The sequence below is a fragment of the Streptomyces sp. NPDC090741 genome (assembly GCF_044769045.1).
In the GTDB taxonomy this organism is placed as follows: Bacteria; Actinomycetota; Actinomycetes; order Streptomycetales; family Streptomycetaceae; genus Streptomyces.
This window is the reverse complement of sequence record NZ_JBIVXF010000017.1, coordinates 57,745-77,897: the sequence shown is the minus strand read 5'-3', so window position 1 is coordinate 77,897 and position 20,153 is coordinate 57,745. Positions and strand designations below refer to the sequence as shown.

Genomic DNA, 20,153 nt, shown 5'->3' with positions numbered 1-20,153 from the left:
TTGTTACCGTTCTTGTAGCCCGGTCGCTGGTGCATCCCCCGTCGCCAGCGACCGGGCCCTTCCATTTCCGCCGTCGCTCAACCGTCGGCCGGTGCCGGTGAGTTGCTCCCGGACCTCAGCAGCAGCCGGCCTTCATCATCCGGAACTGCAAACTCCGCAACTGCCGAGTAGGCGTCCGGCGCCCCCGCAGAGTCCTCACGCGGCGTTTCGCACAGCCCCGGCTCGTCGCCGGCCCCGAGCGCGCAGCGGATCTGCACCGTGCGCCCTGCGGGCCCCATCACCGTCAGAACGGCGTCCAGTGCGCGCCCGCTGGTGTTGCGGTAGTAGCTGCGGCCCCAGGTCCGGCCATCGCCCACCAGGACGCAGGTCTGCGCCTCCAGGCCTTGCGGGGAAGAGAGTTCGGGGCCGCAGCGGGAATCCGTACGGGGCTGCTCGGACGGGCCGGGCTGCGGCTGCTGCGCGTGCGGCTGCCCCGGATGCCCCGGCTGCGGCTCCCCGGCCCGCGGCGGCTCGGCCTGCCGCGCGGGTCCGGCGGCAGGTTTCGGCGTACGCGATCCGCCCTCCGGATCGGTCAGTCCGAGCGAGGAGAGCAGCCCACCGCCTTTTCCGTCGTCCTGACCGACGAAATCCGGTCCGGCGATCGCTCCTGCCAGCGGGAGCGACAAGATGATCAGCACACCGGCGCTGATACCGATCAAGCGGAGATTCATTCGGCGAAGATAGCGATCCCGGAATGGGGCGCGGAGATCCCCGCGCCCAATTCCCTTGGAAACTCGTCGCGCTGACACCCGTACGAGTGATCGGCGGGTGCCCGGAGCACCGGATCAGTACGCGAGTCGGCTGCCGCCGCCGGAGGCCCCGCTGCTCGCCTCGACCAGCGCGTGCACGACGGCCTCGACCTCGGGCAGCCACAGGCCGCCGGCGTCCGCGGGGTCGCGCTCCCACCGCACCTGCCCGCCGCCGGAGGCGGGGGAGGGCGGGAGCAACAGATAGCCGCCCTCGCCGTGGAAGCGCAGCGCGGAGGGCACATGGTCCTTGGCGTACAGGAGTTCGCCGAGCCGCTCCAGCGAGTAGGGCGCGACCAGCAGCGCCCAACGGGTGGGCGTGGCCACGATCGGACCGAGCCGCATCCCCTGCGCGTCCAGCCGTACGACGGCCCGCGCGGCCGCGTTGGCCGGCAGGCTCACGGCACAGGGCGCGAACCCACCGGTGGCCAGCAGTACGGGAGCGGTGGGCCGGTTGGTCCACCACCAGGACACCATCCGGGGGTCGGTGGTGGCCGCGAGCAGCCCGGGGTCGAAGGGATGCGCGCCCGGAACGACGCAGTCGGGGTCGGGGCAGGCGCACCGGTTGCTGTCGGCGCCGGAACGGCCGACGCCGGGCAGCACCGGCCACTGCCAGTCGGTGGCGCAGGTGAGCGCCGCGTCGAGGAGGGCCTGATCACCGCTCTGCCCGGGGGCGGAGCGAAGGGTTTTCAAGCGATTGCGGAGCCGCTGGAGACGCCTTCCGAGGATCTCGCGCATGAGCGCTCGTTCCTTTCCGTTGAACGCCGAGGGCCACATCACACCATGTAACCGGTGTTTCACCACACGTACACGTTTCGCGTCACTGTCCGCCTTGAAGCAGGTTCACACGGTTCGTGCAGTTTTCTTACGGGTCCATGAAACGTCCGGCGGGGGCGGAACGCGACCCGCGCCGATGCCGAGACCGGCTGCCGCCGCTAAGGACGACGGGCCGAGCCGGGCGGTTCCCGGCGACCGCCGGGCTGCGCCAACTCTCCCCGGGCACCACCGATTAGGTACCCGGAGCCACTCCGGCGCCCGACCAGTCGATCGCAAAAACCGTCCGCTTCCAGCTTTTTCCAGCCAAGTTCTAGCCTTGGCTGGACAGTGAGTTGCCGTCTCACGGACACCAGGATTCCCACCTGGGCAATGCTGGACATCGATCCTCGTGTGCGTGTAGATGTGGATTCATTGATGGCGGCGCAGCACGATCTGGGGGTTTGCGATGCTATATGGCGAATCGCACCAGGTGGAAAGGCGGACGCCATGAGCGCCCCGCATCTGCCGAAAGTGGCTGGAATCGATCCAGCAGTTACCGCGGTCCCGCAGACTGCGGCGCCCACGCCCGCCCGAACCGCCCCCGCACCGGCTGCGGCAGCGGTACCCGGACCGAGCACGCTGATCCAGGACCGGCTGGCGGGTATGGTCTCCGACCTGACCACCCTCCACGAGCTCACCGAGCGCCTCGCGCGCGCCAGTGATCTCGACTCCTCCCTCCAGGAGTTCCTGCGCGCCGGAGCCGCCCTCGTCGGCGCCCGCCGCGGCCTGATCGTCCTGGAGCCCTCCGACGGCCTCGGCCCGACGACCACGATCGGCCTCGGCCTGGGCCGCGCGGACCTCGGGCACATCGAGACCATCCCGCGCGCCGCGACCTCGTACGGCCGGATCCTCGACGGACTCCCCGACGCCCGGGGCGGCTCCGAGGTGCTCCCCGAACCCGAACCCGACGCCGCCCCCGGCTCGGGCGGGTGCGGCACCCCGGTCGACCCCCGCCACCGCGAGGTCGCCGCCCGGCTCGGCTACGCCGCGAGCTACGCGCTGCCGCTGACCGCCGAGGCCACCGGCCGACTCGGCGCGGCCGTCTGGCTCTACGACGAGCAGGCCGAGCCGAGCGAACGCCAGCGCGATCTCGCGGGGCTCTACGTCCGGCACGCCGCCGAGCACCTGGCCCGGATGCTGGAGGTGGAACGGTCCCGCAGCCGCCTGGCCACGGTCGCCGAGGAACTGCTGCCCAGCCGGCTCCCCCGGATCCCCGGGGTCCAGCTCGCGGCCCGCCACCACACCGGACCGCTCGGCGGCGGCGACTGGTACGACGCGCTGCCGCTGCCCGAGGGCGCCCTGGGGCTGGCCGTCGGCTCCGTCACGGGCGCGGGGCCCAGTGCCGTCGCCGCGATGGGACGGCTGCGGGCATCGCTGCGCGCGTACGCCGTCATGGAGGGGGAGGACCCCGTGGCGGTCCTGTCCGACCTGGAACTGCTGCTGCGTCTGACCGAACCCGCGCGCTGCGCGACGGCGCTCTTCGCGTACTGCGAACCCGCCGGGACCCCGCACTCGGGCAGCCGGGGGAGGAAGATCATCCTGGCCGGGGCCGGGCACGCCCCGCCGCTGCTCATCGGCGAGCACCGCACGGAGTACGTGGAGACCACGCTCTCCGCGCCGCTCGGGATGCTGTCGTGCTGGGAGGCGCCGAGCGTGGAGATCGAACCCGCACCTGGAGAAACGGTGCTGCTGTACACCGACGGGCTGCTGCGGCGGACCGGCGACCCCATGGACCGGGCCTACGCACGGCTGCACGCCGCCGCCGCGGGGGTGCCCCGGAGCATTCGGGACGACCCGGCGGCCATCTGTGACCACATCCTGCGGACGGTGCTGCCCTCGGACGATCCCGCGGTCGCGCCGGCCGGCCGGGCCCCCGTCCCGGCGGCTTCCGCCGCGTCCGCCACCACCGCCGCGATGGCCGCCACGGAGGACGGAGTGGAGGACATCGTCCTGCTCGCTGCCCGTTTTGACTGATTCATCACACCCGCCGCCGGGCGTCTTCCCCTCACACATACGATGGATGCGGTCCGTACCCGGTCCTGTAGTAGCTGTCGTACGTGTCGTAGCTGAGGAGAAGACGTGGCTGACGAGCTCACCCCGGAGACCCCGGAAGAAGAGCAGCCCCAGAAGAAGCACAAGCAGCGCAAGAACGGGCTGTACCCGGGCGTCAGCGACGAACTCGCGGAGAACATGCGCACGGGCTGGGCCGACACCGAGCTGCACGGGCTGGAGCCGATCGCCCAGGCCGAGCACACCGCCGCCCGCCGCGCCGCGCTGTCCGCGCGCTTCCCCGGCGAGCGCCTGGTCGTGCCCGCGGGCCGCCTCAAGACGCGCTCGAACGACACCGAGTACCCCTTCCGCGCCTCGACCGAGTACGCGTACCTGACCGGCGACCAGACCGAGAACGGCGTGCTGGTCCTCGAGCCCACGGGCGGGACCGGCCACACCGCCACCATCTACCTGCTGCCCCGCTCCGACCGCGAGAACGGCGAGTTCTGGCTGTCCGGCCAGGGCGAGCTGTGGGTCGGCCGCCGCCACTCCCTCGCCGAGGCCGAGCAGCTGCTGGGCATCCCGGCCCGGGACGTGCGCAAGCTCGCCGATGAGCTGGCCGAGGCCGAGGGCCCGGTCCGGGGCGTCCGCGGCCACGACTCCCTCATCGAGACGGCCCTGACCGACAAGGTCACCAAGGAACGCGACGAGGAGCTTCGCGTCTACCTCTCCGAGGCCCGCGCCGTGAAGGACGAGTTCGAGATCGGCGAGCTCCAGAAGGCCGTCGACTCCACCGTCCGCGGCTTCGAGGACGTCGTGAAGGTCCTGGACAAGGCCGAGGCCACGTCCGAGCGCTACATCGAGGGCACCTTCTTCCTGCGCGCCCGCGTCGAGGGCAACGACGTCGGCTACGGCTCCATCTGCGCCGCCGGCCCGCACGCCTGCACCCTGCACTGGGTCCGTAACGACGGCGACGTCCGCTCGGGCGACCTGCTGCTGCTCGACGCCGGTGTGGAGACCCACTCCCTCTACACCGCCGACGTCACCCGCACGCTGCCGGTCAACGGCACGTACACCGACGTCCAGCGCAAGATCTACGACGCGGTGTACGAGTCCCAGGAAGCCGGCATCGCCGCCGTCAAGCCGGGTGCCAAGTTCCGCGACTTCCACGACGCCTCGCAGCACGTGCTCGCCGAGAAGCTCGTGGAGTGGGGCCTGCTGGAGGGCCCGGTCGAGCGCGTCCTGGAGCTCGGCCTGCAGCGCCGCTGGACCCTGCACGGCACCGGCCACATGCTCGGCATGGACGTCCACGACTGCGCCGCCGCGCGCACCGAGGCGTACGTCGACGGCACGCTGGAGCCGGGCGTGTGCCTCACCGTCGAGCCCGGTCTGTACTTCCAGGCCGACGATCTGAGCGTGCCCGAGGAGTACCGGGGCATCGGCGTCCGGATCGAGGACGACATCCTGGTCACCGAGGACGGCAACCGGAACCTGTCGGCCGGGCTGCCCCGTGCGTCGGCCGATGTCGAGGCGTGGATGGCGCGCCTCAAGGCCTGACGCCCTGCCGGTCCTTCGGCCGGCTTCCGGCCGGCTTCCGGCCGGACCTGAGTTCGCCTCCGATGGGCGGGATCTCGTACGCGAGTCCCGTCCATCGGCGCATCCGGGAGCCCTTCCGCCGCTACGACACCTTCAGCAGCGCTCCCTCACGCCATTTCAGGATCTTGTCGAAGCTGACCACCGCGCCATGGCCCGGCCGGTTGCGGAATCTGACGTGGTCGGCGAGCTCCGCGATCAGCCACAGGCCCCGGCCGTGCTCGCTCTCCGAGGGTTCGGAGGGGCCGGCCGGCGGGGGTCTGTGCCCCGAGACCGTGGCCGCCGGGAAACCCGGGCCCGAATCGGTCACCTCGATGCGGCAGCAGTCCCCGTCCAGGTACGCCGTGACGCGGTACGCCGCGCACGCCTCCGTGACGGATTCCGCTCCGGCACCGGCTTCGGCCGCCGGGCCGCCGTGCTCCACCGCATTCGCGCAGGCCTCGCTCAGTGCCACCGAGAGATCGAAGGAGATGTCCGGATCCACCCCCGCGGTCTCCATCGTCCCCAGCAGCAATCGCCTGGCGAGCGGCACGCTCGCGGCTTCGCGCCTCAAGTGGAGAGACCACCAGATGCTCATACGGTTACGTATTGCCGCCCGCGGCGGGGCGTAAGCCCCAGGCGGCCGCCGCAGCCCTCATTCGGCCGATGCGGCACTCCGAAGCAGCGGTGTATGCGGCGGCGTACGGGCCTCCGCCCGGGCCGGGACGCCCGAGGTGAAGCCCTCGTACAGGGGCACTCGCGACCTTCCGGACCTGCCGTATGGACGGTGTGAGGGCAGTGCGATGATGGCCCGGCCATGACTGTCCCCCACGCGACGCCCGCCGGAGCCGGACTCCGGCTGATCCGGGCCGCGGTGTTCACCGCGGTCTGCGTCGTGCTGTCCGCGGCCGGGCACGCCCTGGCGTCCTGCGCCGCGGTGCCCTGGTGGGCCCTCGTCATCGCCTTTCTCGCCGTGTTCGCGGTCGCCGCCCCGCTGGCGGGCCGCCGGCGCTCGCTGCCCGGCATCGCCGCCGGGCTCGCCTTCGGACAGCTCGGACTGCACGCGGTGTTCGGCCTCGGCCAGCACAGCGCCGCCGCGGCCCAGGCACCCGTCCCCGCGGACACCTCGCTCGCGGCGCTCGCCGCCCGGCTGGTCTGCGGGGGCAACTCCGTCCCGCTCAGCCCGGCCGACGCCCGGCAGATTCTGGAGACCGCCGGACTGGATCCGACCGCCATGGCCGCCCAGGCCGCGGCGCAGGGAGCGGCACCGGTCCATGCCGGCCACGCGCACCTCGCGCAGGCCGCCGCGGCGCCCGCCACCGGCCTGTTCAGCACCGGCATGCTCGTCGGGCACCTGCTGGCCGCGCTGGCCGCGGGCTGGCTGCTGGGGCGCGGCGACGCCGCCCTGTTCCGGCTCGTCGAGCTGTCCCGCAGCTCCGCCGAAGCCGATCCCGTACGTCCGCTGCGCGCCGCGCTGGCCTTCGTACGGGCCCTCGGCTCCGGGCTCGCGGGCACGCCGGGCGTTGCCCCGCGGGTCGTCCGTACCGCTGCCGAACCCTCCACGCACACCGGCCGGGACGCACTCCAGCACACGGTGATCAGGCGCGGGCCGCCCCGCACGGCGCTCGCCCTCGCAGCCTGACGCGGCACCCCCTCCCCGGAGCACCCGGCGGAAGCACCGGTGCCGCGAACTCCGCGCGCACCCGTGCACGGAGCCACCGTCACCCCTGCCTCTGTGGAGTGTTTCCGCCATGAAGACCTCTCGCGTCTCCTTCGCCGCCGCCGTTGCCGCCGGCGCCGTCCTCGTCCTGTCCGGCACCGCCTTCGCGCACGTCGGCGTGCAGCCCATCGGCGAAGCCGCCAAGGGTGGTTACGCGACGCTCAACTTCAAGGTTCCGAACGAGCGCGACAACGCCTCGACCACGCAGCTGGAAGTCAACTTCCCCGTCGACCAGCCGCTGACGTCCGTCATGCCGCAGGAGATTCCCGGCTGGACCTCCAACGTTGAGAAGACCAAGCTCGACAAGCCGCTGACCGTGCACGGCAAGCAGGTCAACGAGGTCGTCACCAAGGTGACCTGGAGCGGCGGCAAGATCGAGCCCGGCAAGTTCCAGCAGTTCCCGGTCTCCGTCGGCAAGCTGCCCGACAACGCCGACCAGATGGTCTTCAAGGCGATCCAGACGTACGACAACAACGAGGTCGTCCGCTGGATCGAGGAGACCAAGGCGGGCGCGGCGGAGCCGCAGAACCCGGCTCCCGTCCTGAAGCTGACCGCGGCCAAGGCCGCCGACGACCACCACGACGACAAGAACGCCGCCGCTGCGAAGGACGACAAGGGCCACGACGAGGCCGCCAAGAGCACCTCGGACACGACCGCGCGGGCCCTCGGCATCGCGGGCATCGTCATCGGCCTCGGCGGTGTCGCCTTCGGTGTCGCCTCGCGTCGCCGCGCCTCCTGACCCGGAGCGGCCCCAGGCCGTATCCCCTTGTCCAGAACGCGCGCAGCCGGCCCTCCTTCGAGGCCGGCCCGCCCGCACCGCATCCCCGATCCCAGGGACATCTCTCCATGCGCACCACTCGCGTGACGATCGCCGCCCTCGTGGCGGCGGCCGCGCTCACCCTCACCGCCTGCGGCGGTGAGGGCGCCAAGACCGACGCGGTCACCTCGCTCACCGGCCAGTCCAAGGCCGGCAAGGCCACGGTCCTCGACCGCCCCTTCGACAAGCCGGAGCTGGTCCTGACGGACACCACCGGCAAGCCGTGGAACCTGCGCGAGCAGACCAAGGGCAAGCCGACGCTCATCTACTTCGGCTACACCAACTGCCCCGACGTGTGCCCCCTGACGATGAGCAACATCGCCGTCGCCAAGAAGGCACTGCCGAAGGCCGACCAGGACAAGCTCCAGGTCGTGTTCGTCACCACCGACCCCGAACGGGACACCCCCGACTCCCTCGGCGCGTGGCTCAAGGCCCAGGACCCGTCCTTCACCGGACTGACCGGGGACTTCGCCACCATCCAGGCCGCCGCGCGCAAGCTCGGCATCGGTATCGAGGCACCGACGAAGCTGGCCGACGGCAAGGTCGTCTCCATGCACGGTGCCCAGGTCATCGCGTTCTCGCCCAAGACAGACGAGGGATACCTCCTCTACGGCGAAGGCACCACCGTCGACGACTACGCCAAGGACCTGCCGAAGATCGCCAAGGGAGAGACCCCGTGAACGCCCGCACCACCCGTACCCTCGCCGCCGCCCTCTCCCTGACGGCAGCGCTCGCCATATCCGGCTGCTCCTCGGACTCCGATGCCAAGGCCGGCGCGGACAAGCCGAAGATGGCGGTCAGCGGCGCCTTCATGCCGGAGCCCGTGAACGACAAGATGGCCGGCGCGTTCATGGTCATCAAGAACGAGTCCAAGACGGCCGACAAGCTCACGGCCGTCACCAGCCCCATCTCCGACGATCTTCAGATCCACGAGGCCAAGGACCAGAAGATGCAGCAGGTCGCGGCCATGGACGTGCCTGCCAACGGTGAGCTCCGGCTGGAACGCGGCGGCAGCCACGTCATGCTCATGGGGCTGAAGAGCACGCCGAAGGTCGGCGACAAGGTCACCGTCGAGCTGCGCTTCGAGAAGGCCGACCCGGTCAAGGTCGAGCTGGACGTCAAGGAGCGGACGTACAACGCCCAGAACACCAGCGCCCACTGACGGACCGAGGTACTGACACGCCATGACGGCCATCGCCCCCTCCCCGGCCCGCGTCCGGGCCACGGCACTCCTGCCGCGGCTCGCGCTGGTCCTCGCAGCCCTGCTGGCGGCCCTGTTCACCGCGGCCGGCCCGGCCTCGGCACACGCCGCACTCACCGCGAGCGACCCCAAGGACGGGGCGGTGGTCGCCACGGCCCCCGCCCAGGTCACCCTCTCCTTCTCGGAGCAGGTAGCCATGGGCGACGACTCCATCCGCGTCATGGACCCGCAGGGCAGGCGGGTGGACACCGGCGAGCTGCGCGACATGTGCAGCGGAACCACCATCCGCTACGGCACCGCGCTGCACTCCGGGCTGCCGGACGGCACCTACACGGTCGCCTGGCAGGCCGTCTCCGCCGACAGCCACCCCGTCTCCGGGGCCTTCACCTTCTCCATCGGCGCCCCCTCGGCGACCAGCGTGGCCCTGCCCACCGCTCAGGCGGGCGGCGGACCGGTCGGCATCGCGTACGACATCGCGCGCTATGCCACCTACGCCGGTTTCACCGTCCTCGTCGGCGGCGCGGCCTTCATCCTGCTGTGCTGGCGGCGCGGCGCGGCGCAGCGCCCGCTGCAGAAGCTCATCGTGCGCGCGTGGGTCACGCTCACCGCCGCCACTCTCGTGATGCTGGTGCTCCGCACCCCGTACACGGGGTCCGGGAAGTTCGCCGACGCGCTGGACCTCGACGGTCTGAAGGCGGTCCTGGAGACCAAGACCGGTGCCTCACTCGTCTCCCGGCTGCTGCTCCTCGGCGCCGCCGCGCTGTTCATCGCCGTGCTGTTCGGCGCCTACGCCCGCAGGGCCGCCGAGGCCGGGGAAACGGACAAGCGCAAGGGCAAGGAGAAGGACCGCAGCGCGGAGAAGGACGGCGGGGCGGACAAGGAGGCCAACGACCTGCTCTTCGGCCTCGGCATCGGCGGTACCGTCGTGGCCGGCGGCATCGCCGCCACCTGGGCTCTGTCCGAGCACGCCTCGACCGGCATCCAGCCCGGTATCGCCATGCCCGCCGACATCCTGCACCTGCTGGCCGTCGCCGCCTGGCTCGGCGGACTCACCGCGCTGCTCGTCGCCCTCCACAAGGTTCCCGGCATCGAGCGCGAGGCGGTCCGGCGGTTCTCGCGGGTGGCGTTCGTCAGCGTCCTGGTCCTCGCCGTCACCGGCGTCTACCAGTCCTGGCGCCAGATCGGCAGCTGGTCGGCCCTCACCGGTACCAGCTACGGACAGCTCCTGCTGCTGAAGGTCGGGCTCGTCGCCGTCCTCGTCGCCGTCGCCTACGTCTCCCGCTCGTGGACGGCACGGCTCACCGATGCCGCCGCCGGGAAGCCCGCCAAGATCGCCCGGCAACGCGATGTTTCACGTGAAACATCGCCGGCCTCCGTAACCGTCCCCGCGGACCCCAAGCGGGCCGCCCAGCTCGCCCGGCAGCGAGCCGCCCGGGAGAGCGCCCGTGAGAAGCAGGTCCGCGACGCCGATCCGGCCCGGGCGGGGCTGCGGCGCTCCGTCCTCGCCGAGGCCGGGGTCGCCATCGCCCTGCTCGCCGTGACCACCGTCCTCACCAGCACCGAACCCGGCCGGACCGCCGAGCAGGCGAGCGGGCGGGACTCCGCGTCCACCGCCGTCCCGAACCGGGCCATCAAGATCACCTTGCCGTTCGACACCGGCGGCCAGAACGGCAAGGGATCGGTCCGAATCGAGTTCGACCCGGGCCGGGTCGGCGCCAACTCGCTCCACGTCTGGGTCGACGACCCCCAGGGGCAGCCTCTCGACATCCCCGAGATCAAGGTCGCCTTCACCCTCCCCGCCAAGGACATCGGCCCCCTGCCGCTCCTTCCGGAGCGCGCGGCCCCCGGACACTGGAGCGCGTCCGGCGTCCAGCTGCCGCTGGCCGGGGAATGGCGGCTCGACGTGACCGTCCGTACCTCCGACATCGACCAGACGACCGTGCAGAAGAACGTGAAGATCGGCTGACCAGCGTGACCGAGAGCAACCCCGACATCGAGATCTCCCGGCGCCGACTGCTGGGCACCGTCGGCGCCGCGGGCGCCGCCGGGCTCGCGCTCGGCGCCACCGGCGGTGCCCTCGTGCACTCCGCATTCGACGACTCCCCGGCGGGCGCCTCCGGGTCCGCCGGGGGCCTCTCCTCCCTCGGCGCCACCCACGTCGCCTTCCAGGGCGAGCACCAGGCCGGCATCACCACCCCGCTCCAGGCCAAGGGCCACGTCCTCGCCTTCGACCTGGCTCCGGGGGCGGGCCGCAAGGAGGCAGCCGCCCTGATGCGGCGCTGGTCCGACACCGCCCGCCTGCTGATGGCGGGCCAGCCCGCCTCGAGCGAGGACTCCGGCATCGCCCTCGACGCCGGGCCGTCCTCCCTCACCATCACCTTCGGCTTCGGCCACTCCTTCTTCGAGCGCACCGCCCTCGCCGCCCGCCGCCCCACCGCACTCGACCCGCTGCCCGACTTCTCCGCCGACCGGCTCGACGCCCAACGCAGCAACGGTGACCTGTGGGTCCAGATCGGCGCCGACGACGGGCTCGTCGCCTTCCACGCCCTGCGCGCCCTCCAGAAGGAGGCCGGGGAGGCTGCCCGGGTCCGCTGGCAGATGAACGGCTTCAACCGGTCCCCCGGCGCCACCGCCGCACCGATGACCGCCCGCAACCTCATGGGCCAGATCGACGGCACCGGCAACCCGAAGCCCGCGCAGCCCGACTTCGACAAGCGGATCTTCGTCCCCGCCGCCGGCCCCGGGCCCGCCGAGCACGCCTGGATGGGTGGGGGCTCGTACGCCGTCGTACGGCGCATCCGGATGCTCCTCGACGACTGGGACAAGCAGTCCCTGGCCCAGCAGGAGCAGGTCATAGGCCGTACGAAGGCCACCGGCGCGCCCCTCACCGGCGGCACCGAGACCACCAAGATGGCCCTCGACAAGATCGGCCCCGACGGCAAGCCCGTCATCCCGTCCAACGCGCACGCCCGGATCTCCGCCCCCGAGCAGAACGGCGGGGCGGCCATGCTCCGGCGCCCGTTCTCCTTCCACGACGGGATCGCCGCCGACGGCACCCCGGACGCGGGGCTCCTCTTCATCTGCTGGCAGGCCGATCCGCTGCGCGGCTTCGTCCCCGTCCAGCGCAAGCTGGACCGGGGGGACGCCCTGTCGGCGTTCATCCGGCACGAGTCCAGCGGGCTGTACGCGGTCCCGCCCGGCCCCCGTGACGGGGAGTACGTGGGGCAGCGGCTGCTCGAAGGATGAACAGCAACCCGGCGGTCGGGGACCCGGCATTAGGCTGATCACATGTCGGCCACCCGCTTCACCTATCTCGGTCCCGAGGGCACCTTCACCGAAGCCGCCCTCCGCACACTGCCGGAAGCCGCGACCCGGGAGCTCGTCCCGATGGTGTCGGTCCCGGCCGCCCTGGACGCCGTACGCAACGGGGAGGCCGCGGCCGCCCTGGTGCCGATCGAGAACTCGGTGGAGGGCGGGGTCACCTCCACCCTGGACGAGCTGGCCTCCGGCGAACCGCTGATGATCTATCGCGAGGTGCTGCTGCCCATCGCGTTCGCGCTGCTGGTGCGGCCCGGGACCAAGCTGTCGGACGTCAAGACCGTCACCGGGCACCCGGTCGCCCAGCCCCAGGTGCGCAACTGGCTGCGGGCGAACCTGCCCGACGCGGTGTGGGAGTCGGCCGCCTCCAACGCCGACGGGGCCCGGCTGGTCCAGGAGGGCCGCTTCGACGCCGCCTTCGCGGGCGAGTTCGCGGCCGCCACGTACGGGCTCGTCCCGCTGGTCACCGAGATCCACGACGCGGAGAACGCCGAGACCCGGTTCGTGCTCGTCGGGCGGCCCGCCCGGCCGGCCGCGCCGACCGGCGCCGACAAGACCTCCGTCGTGCTCTGGCTCGGCGACGACCACCCCGGTGCGCTGCTGGAGCTGCTCCAGGAGTTCGCCGTCCGCGGCGTCAACCTGATGCTGATCCAGTCCCGGCCCACGGGCGAAGGCATCGGCAACTACTGCTTCGCGGTCGACGCCGAGGGCCACGTCTCCGACCGCCGGGTCAGCGAGGCGCTCATGGGGCTCAAGCGCACCTGCCCCCAGATCCGCTTCCTCGGCTCCTATCCCCGCGCCGGTGTCGCTCAGGGTGACGTGCGCGCTCCCCGGCCCGGAACCTCCGACGGTGACTTCATGGCCGCTTCCGACTGGCTGACGCGCTGCCTCGACGGCCGGACGTAGCTCTTCGCCCACTGTCCACAGAGTTATCCACAGGCGGGGAGGGGACCTGTGGACTAGTCGACATCATGACGCGACAAGGTCGACAAATCGGTCGGGGTGCCTAGGTTTCGCGCTGGGGAGCGGAAGGTGAACGGCGTCACCCCCGCATCGCCGATCAACTCTTTGGAGCGAGCCATTCCCACCCGAATGAGTGTGTGAGGGTGGTTTGAACCCTGAATCGCCTCGACGGGCCGCGGGTGGGGATTGATCTATTTCCGTGTCCACAGATCCGGCGCACAGCCTGTGGACAAGTCCCCGCGGTGGACAATTCCTGTGGACAAGGAAGACCTTCCCGCCCTGCTCAGGGGCTGCCCGGATACCGCGCTTGTGCCCCTTTTCAGGGAATGGGCCGCTTTTATTGACCACCCCGGAAGGGTCACTTCCAGCCAGCGGGTTCCGAGTTTTCCATTCTCCACAATTGGTACATAGCGACACGCAGCGTGATATCGGTGTGAGCCCAGGAAGCCCAGCCCGGTAGCCTGGAGGGGTGATTGACCTCCGGCTGCTCCGTGAAGACCCTGACCGTGTCCGTGCCTCGCAGCGCGCCCGTGGAGAGGACGTCGACCTCGTCGACGCGCTGCTCTCCGCCGACGAGCGTCGCAGGTCCTCCGGCATGCGCTTCGACGAACTGCGCAATGAGCAGAAGTCGCTCGGCAAGCTCATTCCCAAGGCCTCTCCGGAGGAGCGGGCAGAGCTGCTGAAGAAGGCCGAACAGCTCAAGACGGACGTCAAGGCCGCCGAGGCCGAGCAGAACGAGGCCGACGAGGCCGCCAAGCGGCTGCTGCTCCAGCTGGGCAACATCGTCCACGAGGACGTCCCGGTCGGCGGCGAGGAGGACTTCACCGTCCTCGAGACGCACGGCACGATCCGCGACTTCGGCGCCGAGGGCTTCGAGCCCAAGGACCACCTGGAGCTCGGCGAGTCGCTGGGCGCCATCGACGTCGAGCGCGGCGCCAAGGTGTCGGGCTCGCGCTTCTACTACCTGACCGGTGTCGGCGCCCTGCTGGAGCTCGCCCTGGTCAACGCGGCGATCGCCCAGGCCACCGAGGCCGGCTTCATCCCCATGCTCACCCCGGCGCTGGTCCGCCCGCGCGCCATGGAGGGAACCGGCTTCCTCGGCCAGGCCGCGGAGAACGTGTACCACCTGGAGAAGGACGACTACTACCTGGTCGGCACCTCCGAGGTCCCGCTCGCCGCGTACCACATGGACGAGATCATCGACGCCGACAAGCTGCCGCTGCGGTACGCCGGCTTCTCGCCGTGCTTCCGCCGCGAGGCCGGTACGTACGGCAAGGACACCCGCGGCATCTTCCGCGTCCACCAGTTCGACAAGGTCGAGATGTTCTCGTACGTCGCGCCGGAGGACGCCGAGGCCGAGCACCAGCGCCTCCTGGAGTGGGAGAAGCAGTGGCTGACCAGCCTGGAGCTGCCCTTCCAGGTGATCGATGTCGCCACCGGTGACCTGGGCTCCTCCGCCTCGCGCAAGTTCGACTGCGAGGCGTGGATCCCGACGCAGGGCAAGTACCGCGAGCTGACCTCGGCCTCGAACTGCAACGGCTTCCAGGCCCGCCGCCTGTCGATCCGCTACCGCGACGGCAAGAAGACCGCTCCGCTCTCGACGCTGAACGGCACGCTGTGCGCCGTACCGCGCACGATCGTGGCGATCCTGGAGAACCACCAGCAGGCCGACGGTTCCGTGCGCGTGCCGGTGGCGCTCCGCCCGTACCTGGGCGGCCGCGAGGTCCTGGAGCCGATCGCCAAGTGAGCCCGGCCCCGTTCCCGTACAAGCTCGTCGCGACCGATCTCGACGGCACGCTGCTGCGTGGCGACGACACCGTCTCGGAACGCACCCGTGAAGCGCTCGCCGCGGCCACCGCAGCGGGCGCGGCGCACATCATCGTCACCGGCCGGGCCGTGCCCTGGACCCGGGGCGTGCTGGACGATCTCGGCTACAAGGGGATCGCGGTGTGCGGGCAGGGCGCGCAGCTCTACGACGCGGGGGCGCACCGGCTGCTGACCTCGGTGACGCTGGACCGGCAGCTGGCCGGTCTGGCGCTGTCGAAGCTCGAGGCCGAGGTGGGTCCGCTGGCGCTCGCGGCCAGCCGGGACGGGGTGGACGGCGACGTGCTGTTCGGCCCCGGCTACCAGGTGCAGGAGGGCCTGCCGGCCCTCTACCTGGCGGACACCGCGGAGGTGTGGACGGCTCCGCTGAACAAGCTGTACATCCAGCACCCGGAGCTCGGCGACGACGCGCTGGTCAAGGTGGCCCGGGAGACCGTGGGCTCCCTGGTCGACATCGTCATGGCCGGTCCGGGGATAGTGGAGATCCTGCCGCTCGGGCTGACGAAGGCCACCGGCCTGTCGCTGGCCGCGCGCCGGCTGGGTGTGAAGGCGGCGGAGACGATCGCCTTCGGCGACATGCCCAACGACATCCCGATGTTCGGCTGGGCGGCGCACGGGGTGGCCATGGCCAATGCCCACGCGGAGCTCAAGGCGGTGGCCGACGAGGTGACGACTTCCAACGAGGAGGACGGCATCGCGGTGGTGCTGGAGCGACTGCTGGGCGCCGCCTGACGGCCCGCCCGGGAAACGGGGAAGGTCCGGAACAGCCCGCGCCGTGAGGCGCGCTCGAAGTGGCTGCTCCGGACCTTTTTGTTGCTCCCCGCACGACTCACTCTGCCCGGGGCGCAGGTCCCGTACCAGTCAATTTCCGCGGATCAGCCGTGGCCGGCCCGGTGCTCTGTTTCACGTGAAACATGCCTGGGGTGCGGGTGGCGGGTGAGCGGCCAGGCGAGCAGGCCGACGGAGAGCGAGATGGCGTGCCCGAGGTCGGTGAAGGTGCCTCCGGTGAGGAGCGGCAGCCCGAAGAAGGCGACGACACCGGCGAGGTAGAGCCAGCGCAGCGGGTTCGGGAGCCGGTACGTGAGGACCCCGATCGAGGCCGCGAGGCCGTAGCTGACGCCGACGTCGACGACGTGGACCATGCTGTGCGGGGCCCGGTGGTCCTGAATGGCCATCAGGACCATCTTCTGGCTGACCAGGGTGGCCGTGATGTGGGCGGTCGCGACGATGGCGAGCCAGCGCAGGGTGCCGAGCCAGCGTTCCACGGGCGCGTGGAAGAGCTCGAAGAGGACGGCGTACAGGGCGAGCGAGGCCGGGTTCTCGATCCAGAAGGCGCTGGAGAGCAGGGCCCGCACGGGGTGCCGGGTGAGTTCGTGGATGTTGCTGCTGTGACGGTGAAGCAGGACGTGTTCGAGGTGGTCGGGCGCGATCACGACGATGATGCTCGTGACGGCGAGGAGCAGCAGCCATATGTGCGTACCCGGCGAGGAGCGTATCCAGGACCGTACGGGCCTGGACGGCTCGGGCTCGGGGTGCTCGACCATGCCCCGATTTTGCCCCGTACGGCGGTGCCCCGCCCGGCCTGTGGGCCGGGCGGGGCACCGGGCGTGAAGCCGGTACGGCGGGGGTCTACTCCTCGCCCGCCAGGGTGAGGCGGCGCAGCTTCTGGCCGGCGTAGACGGTGGCGCCCACGGTGACCACGCAGAGCAGGATCACCGCGGTGGGCAGGCCGACGGTGGCGTCGACGTAGCCTTCGCCGGCGACCTTCTCGGCGAGGGCCAGGGCCCACTGCTGGACGCTGAGGGTCTTCGCGCCGGAGACCAGGCTGCCGAAGAGCGACTCCCAGATCAGGGCGTAGACCAGGCCGAAGACGACCGCGTGCCGGCTGACGGTGCCCAGCAGCAGGAACAGGGCGCTGTAGGCGATCGAGGCGACGAGGGCGGCGACGGTGTACGCGACGGCGATCTGCTGGCCGTTGCCGTTGAGGATGAACCCGGCGATCAGGGTCGGGACGGCGGAGAAGGCCATCGTGACGCCGATCGCGACGATCAGCTTGGTCATGATGATCGTCGGGCGCTTCACCGGCTTGGAGAGCAGGTAGACGATCGAGCCGTCGTCGATCTCGGGGCCGATGGCACCGGTACCGGCGATGACGCCGATCAGCGGAACCATGGTGGCGAGGGCGAAGCCGCCCAGCAGGTCCGCGGCGACCTTGTCGTCCAGGCCGGTGAAGGCGCGGACGGCGATGGAGATGACGATCAGCAGGACGGGCAGCCCGCAGAGGATCAGAGCGCGGCGGCGGCCGAGCAGCGCGCGGTAGGTGAGCCGGGCGACGGTGGGGTTGTACATGGGTGCCAGCTCCTTCAGGCCGCGACGAGGTAGGAGAAGACCGACTCGAGGGACTCGTCGGAAGGCGAGACCGTCAGCAGCCGGATGCCGTGCGCACGGGCGACCTGTGGCAACAGCTCGGTGAAGCGGCCGAAGTCGACGGCCTGGATGCGCAGGGCGCCTTCCTTGAGGTCGACCTCGATGCCCGCGGTGGAGGGGTCGGCGATCAGGGCCGCGGCGAGGGCCCGGTCGTCGGAGGAGCGGACCACGTAGCGGTGCGGGCGGTCCGTCATCAGGCGGCGGATCTTGCGGAAGTCGCCGGAGGCGGCGTGCCGTCCGGCGACGACCACCTCGATGTGGGAGGCGAGCTGTTCGACCTCCTCCAGGATGTGGGAGGAGAAGAGCACGGTGCGGCCGTCGTCGCCCATGCGCCGCAGCAGTTCCATGAGCTGCATGCGTTGGCGCGGGTCCATGCCGTTGAACGGCTCGTCGAGGAGCAGCACGGACGGGTCGTGGACGAGGGCCGAGGCCATCTTCACGCGCTGCCGCATGCCCTTGGAGTACGTGGAGATCTTGCGGTCCTGGGCGTATTCCATCTCGACGGTGGCGAGCGCCCGCTGGGCGGCCGCGTCGTCGAGGCCGTGGAGCTCGGCGTTGGCGACGACGAACTCCCGGCCGGTGAGGAAGTCGTACATGGCCTCGCGCTCCGGCACGACGCCGATCTGCTTGTAGACCTGCTCGTTCTGCCAGATCGGCGCGCCGTCGAGGGTGACGGTACCCGTGGAGGGGGCGAGGAAGCCGCCCATCATGTTGATGAGGGTGGACTTCCCCGCGCCGTTGGGTCCCAGGAGTCCGGTGACGCCGGGGCCGACGTGCATGGTCACGTCGTTGACGGCGACGACGTTCCCGAACCAGCGGGAGGTGTGGTCGATGTCGATGGTGGTCACAGCCCGGCCTTCCGGTAGCGGGCCATCAGGGCGGCGTAGGAGCCGGCGATGAGGGCGAGGACGACGAGCAGGTAGACGAAGCCGACGCCGGCCGAGGGGCCGTCTCCGCCGGGGAACGCGGAGGTGGCACCGAGGAAGGCCGTCTGCACGCCGTCGATCAGGGTGATCGGGGAGAACAGGCCCATCCACTCGATGGCACCGGTCGAACCGGTGTTGTACGCGATGCCCTGGACGGCGGTCACCGCGCCGTAGGGGATCAGGAGCAGGGCGATGATGGCGGCGACGCCGAAGCCGCGGCGCGGGGTGAGCGCGGCCATGATCAGGCCGAGGCCGGCGAACAGCACAGAGAGCAGCAGCACGGAGACCAGTCCCTGGGCGAACCCCTTGGTCTGGTCCGCGAAGTCGAATTTGGCCAGCAGCGAGCCGATCCACATGATCAGCAGCGGGGTGGCGGTGAGGATGAACAGCGCCGAGGCCATCGCCGCGAACTTGGCGAGGACGTAGTCGACGCGCTCGATGGGCCGCGAGAAGTACAGCGGCACGGTCTTGAAGCGCAGGTCACGGGAGACCGACTGCGGTGCCTGCGAGGCGAGAAAGAGGCCGATGATCACCTGGGTGGTCAGGGCGTACGTCGTGTACTTGATCGGCAGGCTGGTGGAGCCGGGCACCGCGATGGCGACCGCGACGATGATCAGCGCGGGGACGCACATCACCGCGAAGAGGAGCATCGGGAGGACCTTGGACTTGGCGGACCTGCCGAGTCCGTAGGCGCCGCGCAGGGACTGCGAGAACAGCGACTTGCGGGCGTAGGCGCGGCCGAGCCGGGCTCCCTCATAGGACCGGTAGCCGATGTTGTGGATCTGGGTCGAGGTGTCAGGCGCCATCGGAACCGGCTCCCTTCCGGACGAGCTGCTGCTGGTCGTTGTCGCGGAAGACCTCCGCGATGTGGTGGCGGCGCTGCTCCATGCGGACCAGGCCGAGGCCGAGGTCGGCGACGGTGTCGCGCACGATGTCGTAGGTCTGCTCTCCGGTGGCTTCCAGAAGCAGGATGTGGCCGGCTCCGGGCAGGCCCTGCTCCTCGCCCGCGTACAGGGTCAGGCCTGCGTCGGCGAGCGCCTTGCGCAGGGCGGCGGTGCCGTCCGGGTGGGTGTCGGTGTCGGTGACCTCGACCGCGAGGGTCGTGGTGATCTGGGTGAAGTCGCTGGTGGAGCTGGAGCGCAGCAGCTTGCCGCCGTCCACGACCACGACGTGGTCGCAGGTCCGCTCCAGCTCGCCGAGGAGGTGGGAGGTGACCAGGACGGAGATGCCGAAGTCGGTGTAGACCCGGCGGATCAGGCCGAGCATCTCGTCGCGGCCGACGGGGTCGAGGCCGTTGGTGGGCTCGTCGAGCAGGACCAGCTGGGGGTCGTGGACGAGCGCCTGGGCCAGCTTGACCCGCTGCTTCATGCCCGTGGAGTAGCCGCCGATGGGGCGGTAGCGCTCCTCGTACAGGCCCACGTGGCGCAGGGTGTCGGCGGTCCGCTCGCGGGCGGCGGTCGGCGGGAGCCCGGACATGCGCGCCATGTGCACGACGAACTCGGTGGCCGAGACGTCGGGCGGCAGGCAGTCGTGCTCGGGCATGTAGCCGACGCGTTCGCGGATGGCGCTGCCATGGGTGGCGACATCGAGTCCGAGCACGGCGGCGCGGCCCTCGGTGGCGGGGGACAGTCCAAGCAGGATCTTGATCAGCGTGGACTTGCCGGCTCCGTTGGCACCCACGAGGCCGGTCACTCCGGGCCCGATGTCCAGGGAGAGCCGGTCGATTGCGGTCACTCGGGGGTACCGCTTGCTCAGGCTTTCGGTCGCGATGACAGTCACGGCTTCGACGTTAGTG

The 20,153-nt window shown here is 71.1% G+C and carries 19 protein-coding genes; 11 read left to right on the top strand and 8 right to left on the bottom strand.

What is annotated here, in order from left to right; genetic code table 11:
• Positions 1–77: 77 nt before the first annotated feature.
• Both ACIQU4_RS34250 and ACIQU4_RS34245 read right to left on the bottom strand, forming a co-directional pair.
• Complete coding sequence (locus tag ACIQU4_RS34250; protein ID WP_403739203.1) at positions 78–710, bottom strand: hypothetical protein; 633 nt, start codon at positions 708–710, stop codon at positions 78–80.
• 114 nt (positions 711–824) lie between these two features.
• Positions 825–1,523, bottom strand: coding sequence for a bifunctional DNA primase/polymerase (locus ACIQU4_RS34245; protein WP_403739202.1), 699 nt, complete (start codon positions 1,521–1,523; stop codon positions 825–827).
• 408 nt (positions 1,524–1,931) lie between these two features.
• Between ACIQU4_RS34245 and ACIQU4_RS34240 the strand changes: the two genes are divergently transcribed.
• Positions 1,932–3,575: a PP2C family protein-serine/threonine phosphatase gene (locus ACIQU4_RS34240; protein ID WP_403739199.1), complete on the top strand. Its 1,644-nt coding sequence runs from the start codon at positions 1,932–1,934 to the stop codon at positions 3,573–3,575.
• A 105-nt stretch (positions 3,576–3,680) separates the two neighbouring features.
• Complete coding sequence (locus ACIQU4_RS34235) at positions 3,681–5,147, top strand: aminopeptidase P family protein (protein ID WP_403739196.1); 1,467 nt, start codon at positions 3,681–3,683, stop codon at positions 5,145–5,147.
• Between the two features lie 121 nt (positions 5,148–5,268).
• On the opposite strand, the gene ACIQU4_RS34230 is transcribed toward ACIQU4_RS34235, so the two are convergent.
• Positions 5,269–5,760 carry an ATP-binding protein gene (locus tag ACIQU4_RS34230; RefSeq protein ID WP_403739193.1) on the bottom strand — a complete coding sequence of 164 codons (492 nt, stop codon included), beginning with the start codon at positions 5,758–5,760 and terminating at the stop codon, positions 5,269–5,271.
• 219 nt (positions 5,761–5,979) lie between these two features.
• Here ACIQU4_RS34230 and ACIQU4_RS34225 point away from each other — a divergent pair, with 219 nt between their 5' ends.
• The 9 genes from ACIQU4_RS34225 to ACIQU4_RS34185 all read left to right on the top strand — a co-directional run bounded on the left by ACIQU4_RS34225 (position 5,980) and on the right by ACIQU4_RS34185 (position 15,737).
• Positions 5,980–6,804, top strand: coding sequence for a hypothetical protein (locus tag ACIQU4_RS34225; protein WP_403739190.1), 825 nt, complete (start codon positions 5,980–5,982; stop codon positions 6,802–6,804).
• Positions 6,805–6,913: 109 nt separating this feature from the next.
• Positions 6,914–7,621, top strand: a complete 708-nt coding sequence (locus ACIQU4_RS34220) for a YcnI family protein (RefSeq protein ID WP_403739187.1) — start codon at positions 6,914–6,916, stop codon at positions 7,619–7,621.
• A 107-nt stretch (positions 7,622–7,728) separates the two neighbouring features.
• Positions 7,729–8,379: an SCO family protein gene (locus tag ACIQU4_RS34215; protein WP_403739183.1), complete on the top strand. Its 651-nt coding sequence runs from the start codon at positions 7,729–7,731 to the stop codon at positions 8,377–8,379.
• Positions 8,376–8,861, top strand: a complete 486-nt coding sequence (locus tag ACIQU4_RS34210; protein WP_403739180.1) for a copper chaperone PCu(A)C — start codon at positions 8,376–8,378, stop codon at positions 8,859–8,861. Before ACIQU4_RS34215 ends, ACIQU4_RS34210 begins: the two co-directional genes overlap by 4 nt.
• Positions 8,862–8,883: 22 nt before the next feature.
• Positions 8,884–10,866: a copper resistance CopC/CopD family protein gene (locus ACIQU4_RS34205; RefSeq protein ID WP_403739177.1), complete on the top strand. Its 1,983-nt coding sequence runs from the start codon at positions 8,884–8,886 to the stop codon at positions 10,864–10,866.
• The gene (gene efeB / locus ACIQU4_RS34200) at positions 10,863–12,146 is read left to right on the top strand and encodes an iron uptake transporter deferrochelatase/peroxidase subunit (RefSeq protein ID WP_403739539.1); all 1,284 of its coding nucleotides are present in this window, start codon (positions 10,863–10,865) and stop codon (positions 12,144–12,146) included. The genes ACIQU4_RS34205 and efeB overlap by 4 nt, the downstream gene beginning before the upstream one ends.
• A 42-nt stretch (positions 12,147–12,188) precedes the next feature.
• Positions 12,189–13,124, top strand: a complete 936-nt coding sequence (gene pheA, locus ACIQU4_RS34195; protein WP_403739174.1) for a prephenate dehydratase — start codon at positions 12,189–12,191, stop codon at positions 13,122–13,124.
• Positions 13,125–13,650: 526 nt separating this feature from the next.
• Positions 13,651–14,928 carry a serine--tRNA ligase gene (gene serS, locus ACIQU4_RS34190; protein ID WP_403739172.1) on the top strand — a complete coding sequence of 426 codons (1,278 nt, stop codon included), beginning with the start codon at positions 13,651–13,653 and terminating at the stop codon, positions 14,926–14,928.
• Positions 14,925–15,737 carry an HAD family hydrolase gene (locus tag ACIQU4_RS34185; protein ID WP_403739169.1) on the top strand — a complete coding sequence of 271 codons (813 nt, stop codon included), beginning with the start codon at positions 14,925–14,927 and terminating at the stop codon, positions 15,735–15,737. The genes serS and ACIQU4_RS34185 overlap by 4 nt, the downstream gene beginning before the upstream one ends.
• Before the next feature lie 143 nt (positions 15,738–15,880).
• Here the strand turns inward: ACIQU4_RS34185 and ACIQU4_RS34180 are convergent, their stop codons facing one another.
• The 5 genes from ACIQU4_RS34180 to ACIQU4_RS34160 all read right to left on the bottom strand — a co-directional run bounded on the left by ACIQU4_RS34180 (position 15,881) and on the right by ACIQU4_RS34160 (position 20,137).
• Complete coding sequence (locus ACIQU4_RS34180) at positions 15,881–16,549, bottom strand: rhomboid-like protein (RefSeq protein ID WP_403739167.1); 669 nt, start codon at positions 16,547–16,549, stop codon at positions 15,881–15,883.
• Positions 16,550–16,634: 85 nt separating this feature from the next.
• Positions 16,635–17,354: an ABC transporter permease gene (locus tag ACIQU4_RS34175; protein ID WP_403739164.1), complete on the bottom strand. Its 720-nt coding sequence runs from the start codon at positions 17,352–17,354 to the stop codon at positions 16,635–16,637.
• Between the two features lie 14 nt (positions 17,355–17,368).
• Positions 17,369–18,280, bottom strand: a complete 912-nt coding sequence (locus ACIQU4_RS34170) for an ABC transporter ATP-binding protein (RefSeq protein WP_385586716.1) — start codon at positions 18,278–18,280, stop codon at positions 17,369–17,371.
• The gene (locus ACIQU4_RS34165) at positions 18,277–19,164 is read right to left on the bottom strand and encodes an ABC transporter permease (RefSeq protein ID WP_403739161.1); all 888 of its coding nucleotides are present in this window, start codon (positions 19,162–19,164) and stop codon (positions 18,277–18,279) included. Before ACIQU4_RS34165 ends, ACIQU4_RS34170 begins: the two co-directional genes overlap by 4 nt.
• Complete coding sequence (locus ACIQU4_RS34160) at positions 19,154–20,137, bottom strand: ABC transporter ATP-binding protein (RefSeq protein ID WP_403739158.1); 984 nt, start codon at positions 20,135–20,137, stop codon at positions 19,154–19,156. Before ACIQU4_RS34160 ends, ACIQU4_RS34165 begins: the two co-directional genes overlap by 11 nt.
• Positions 20,138–20,153 lie beyond the last annotated feature (16 nt).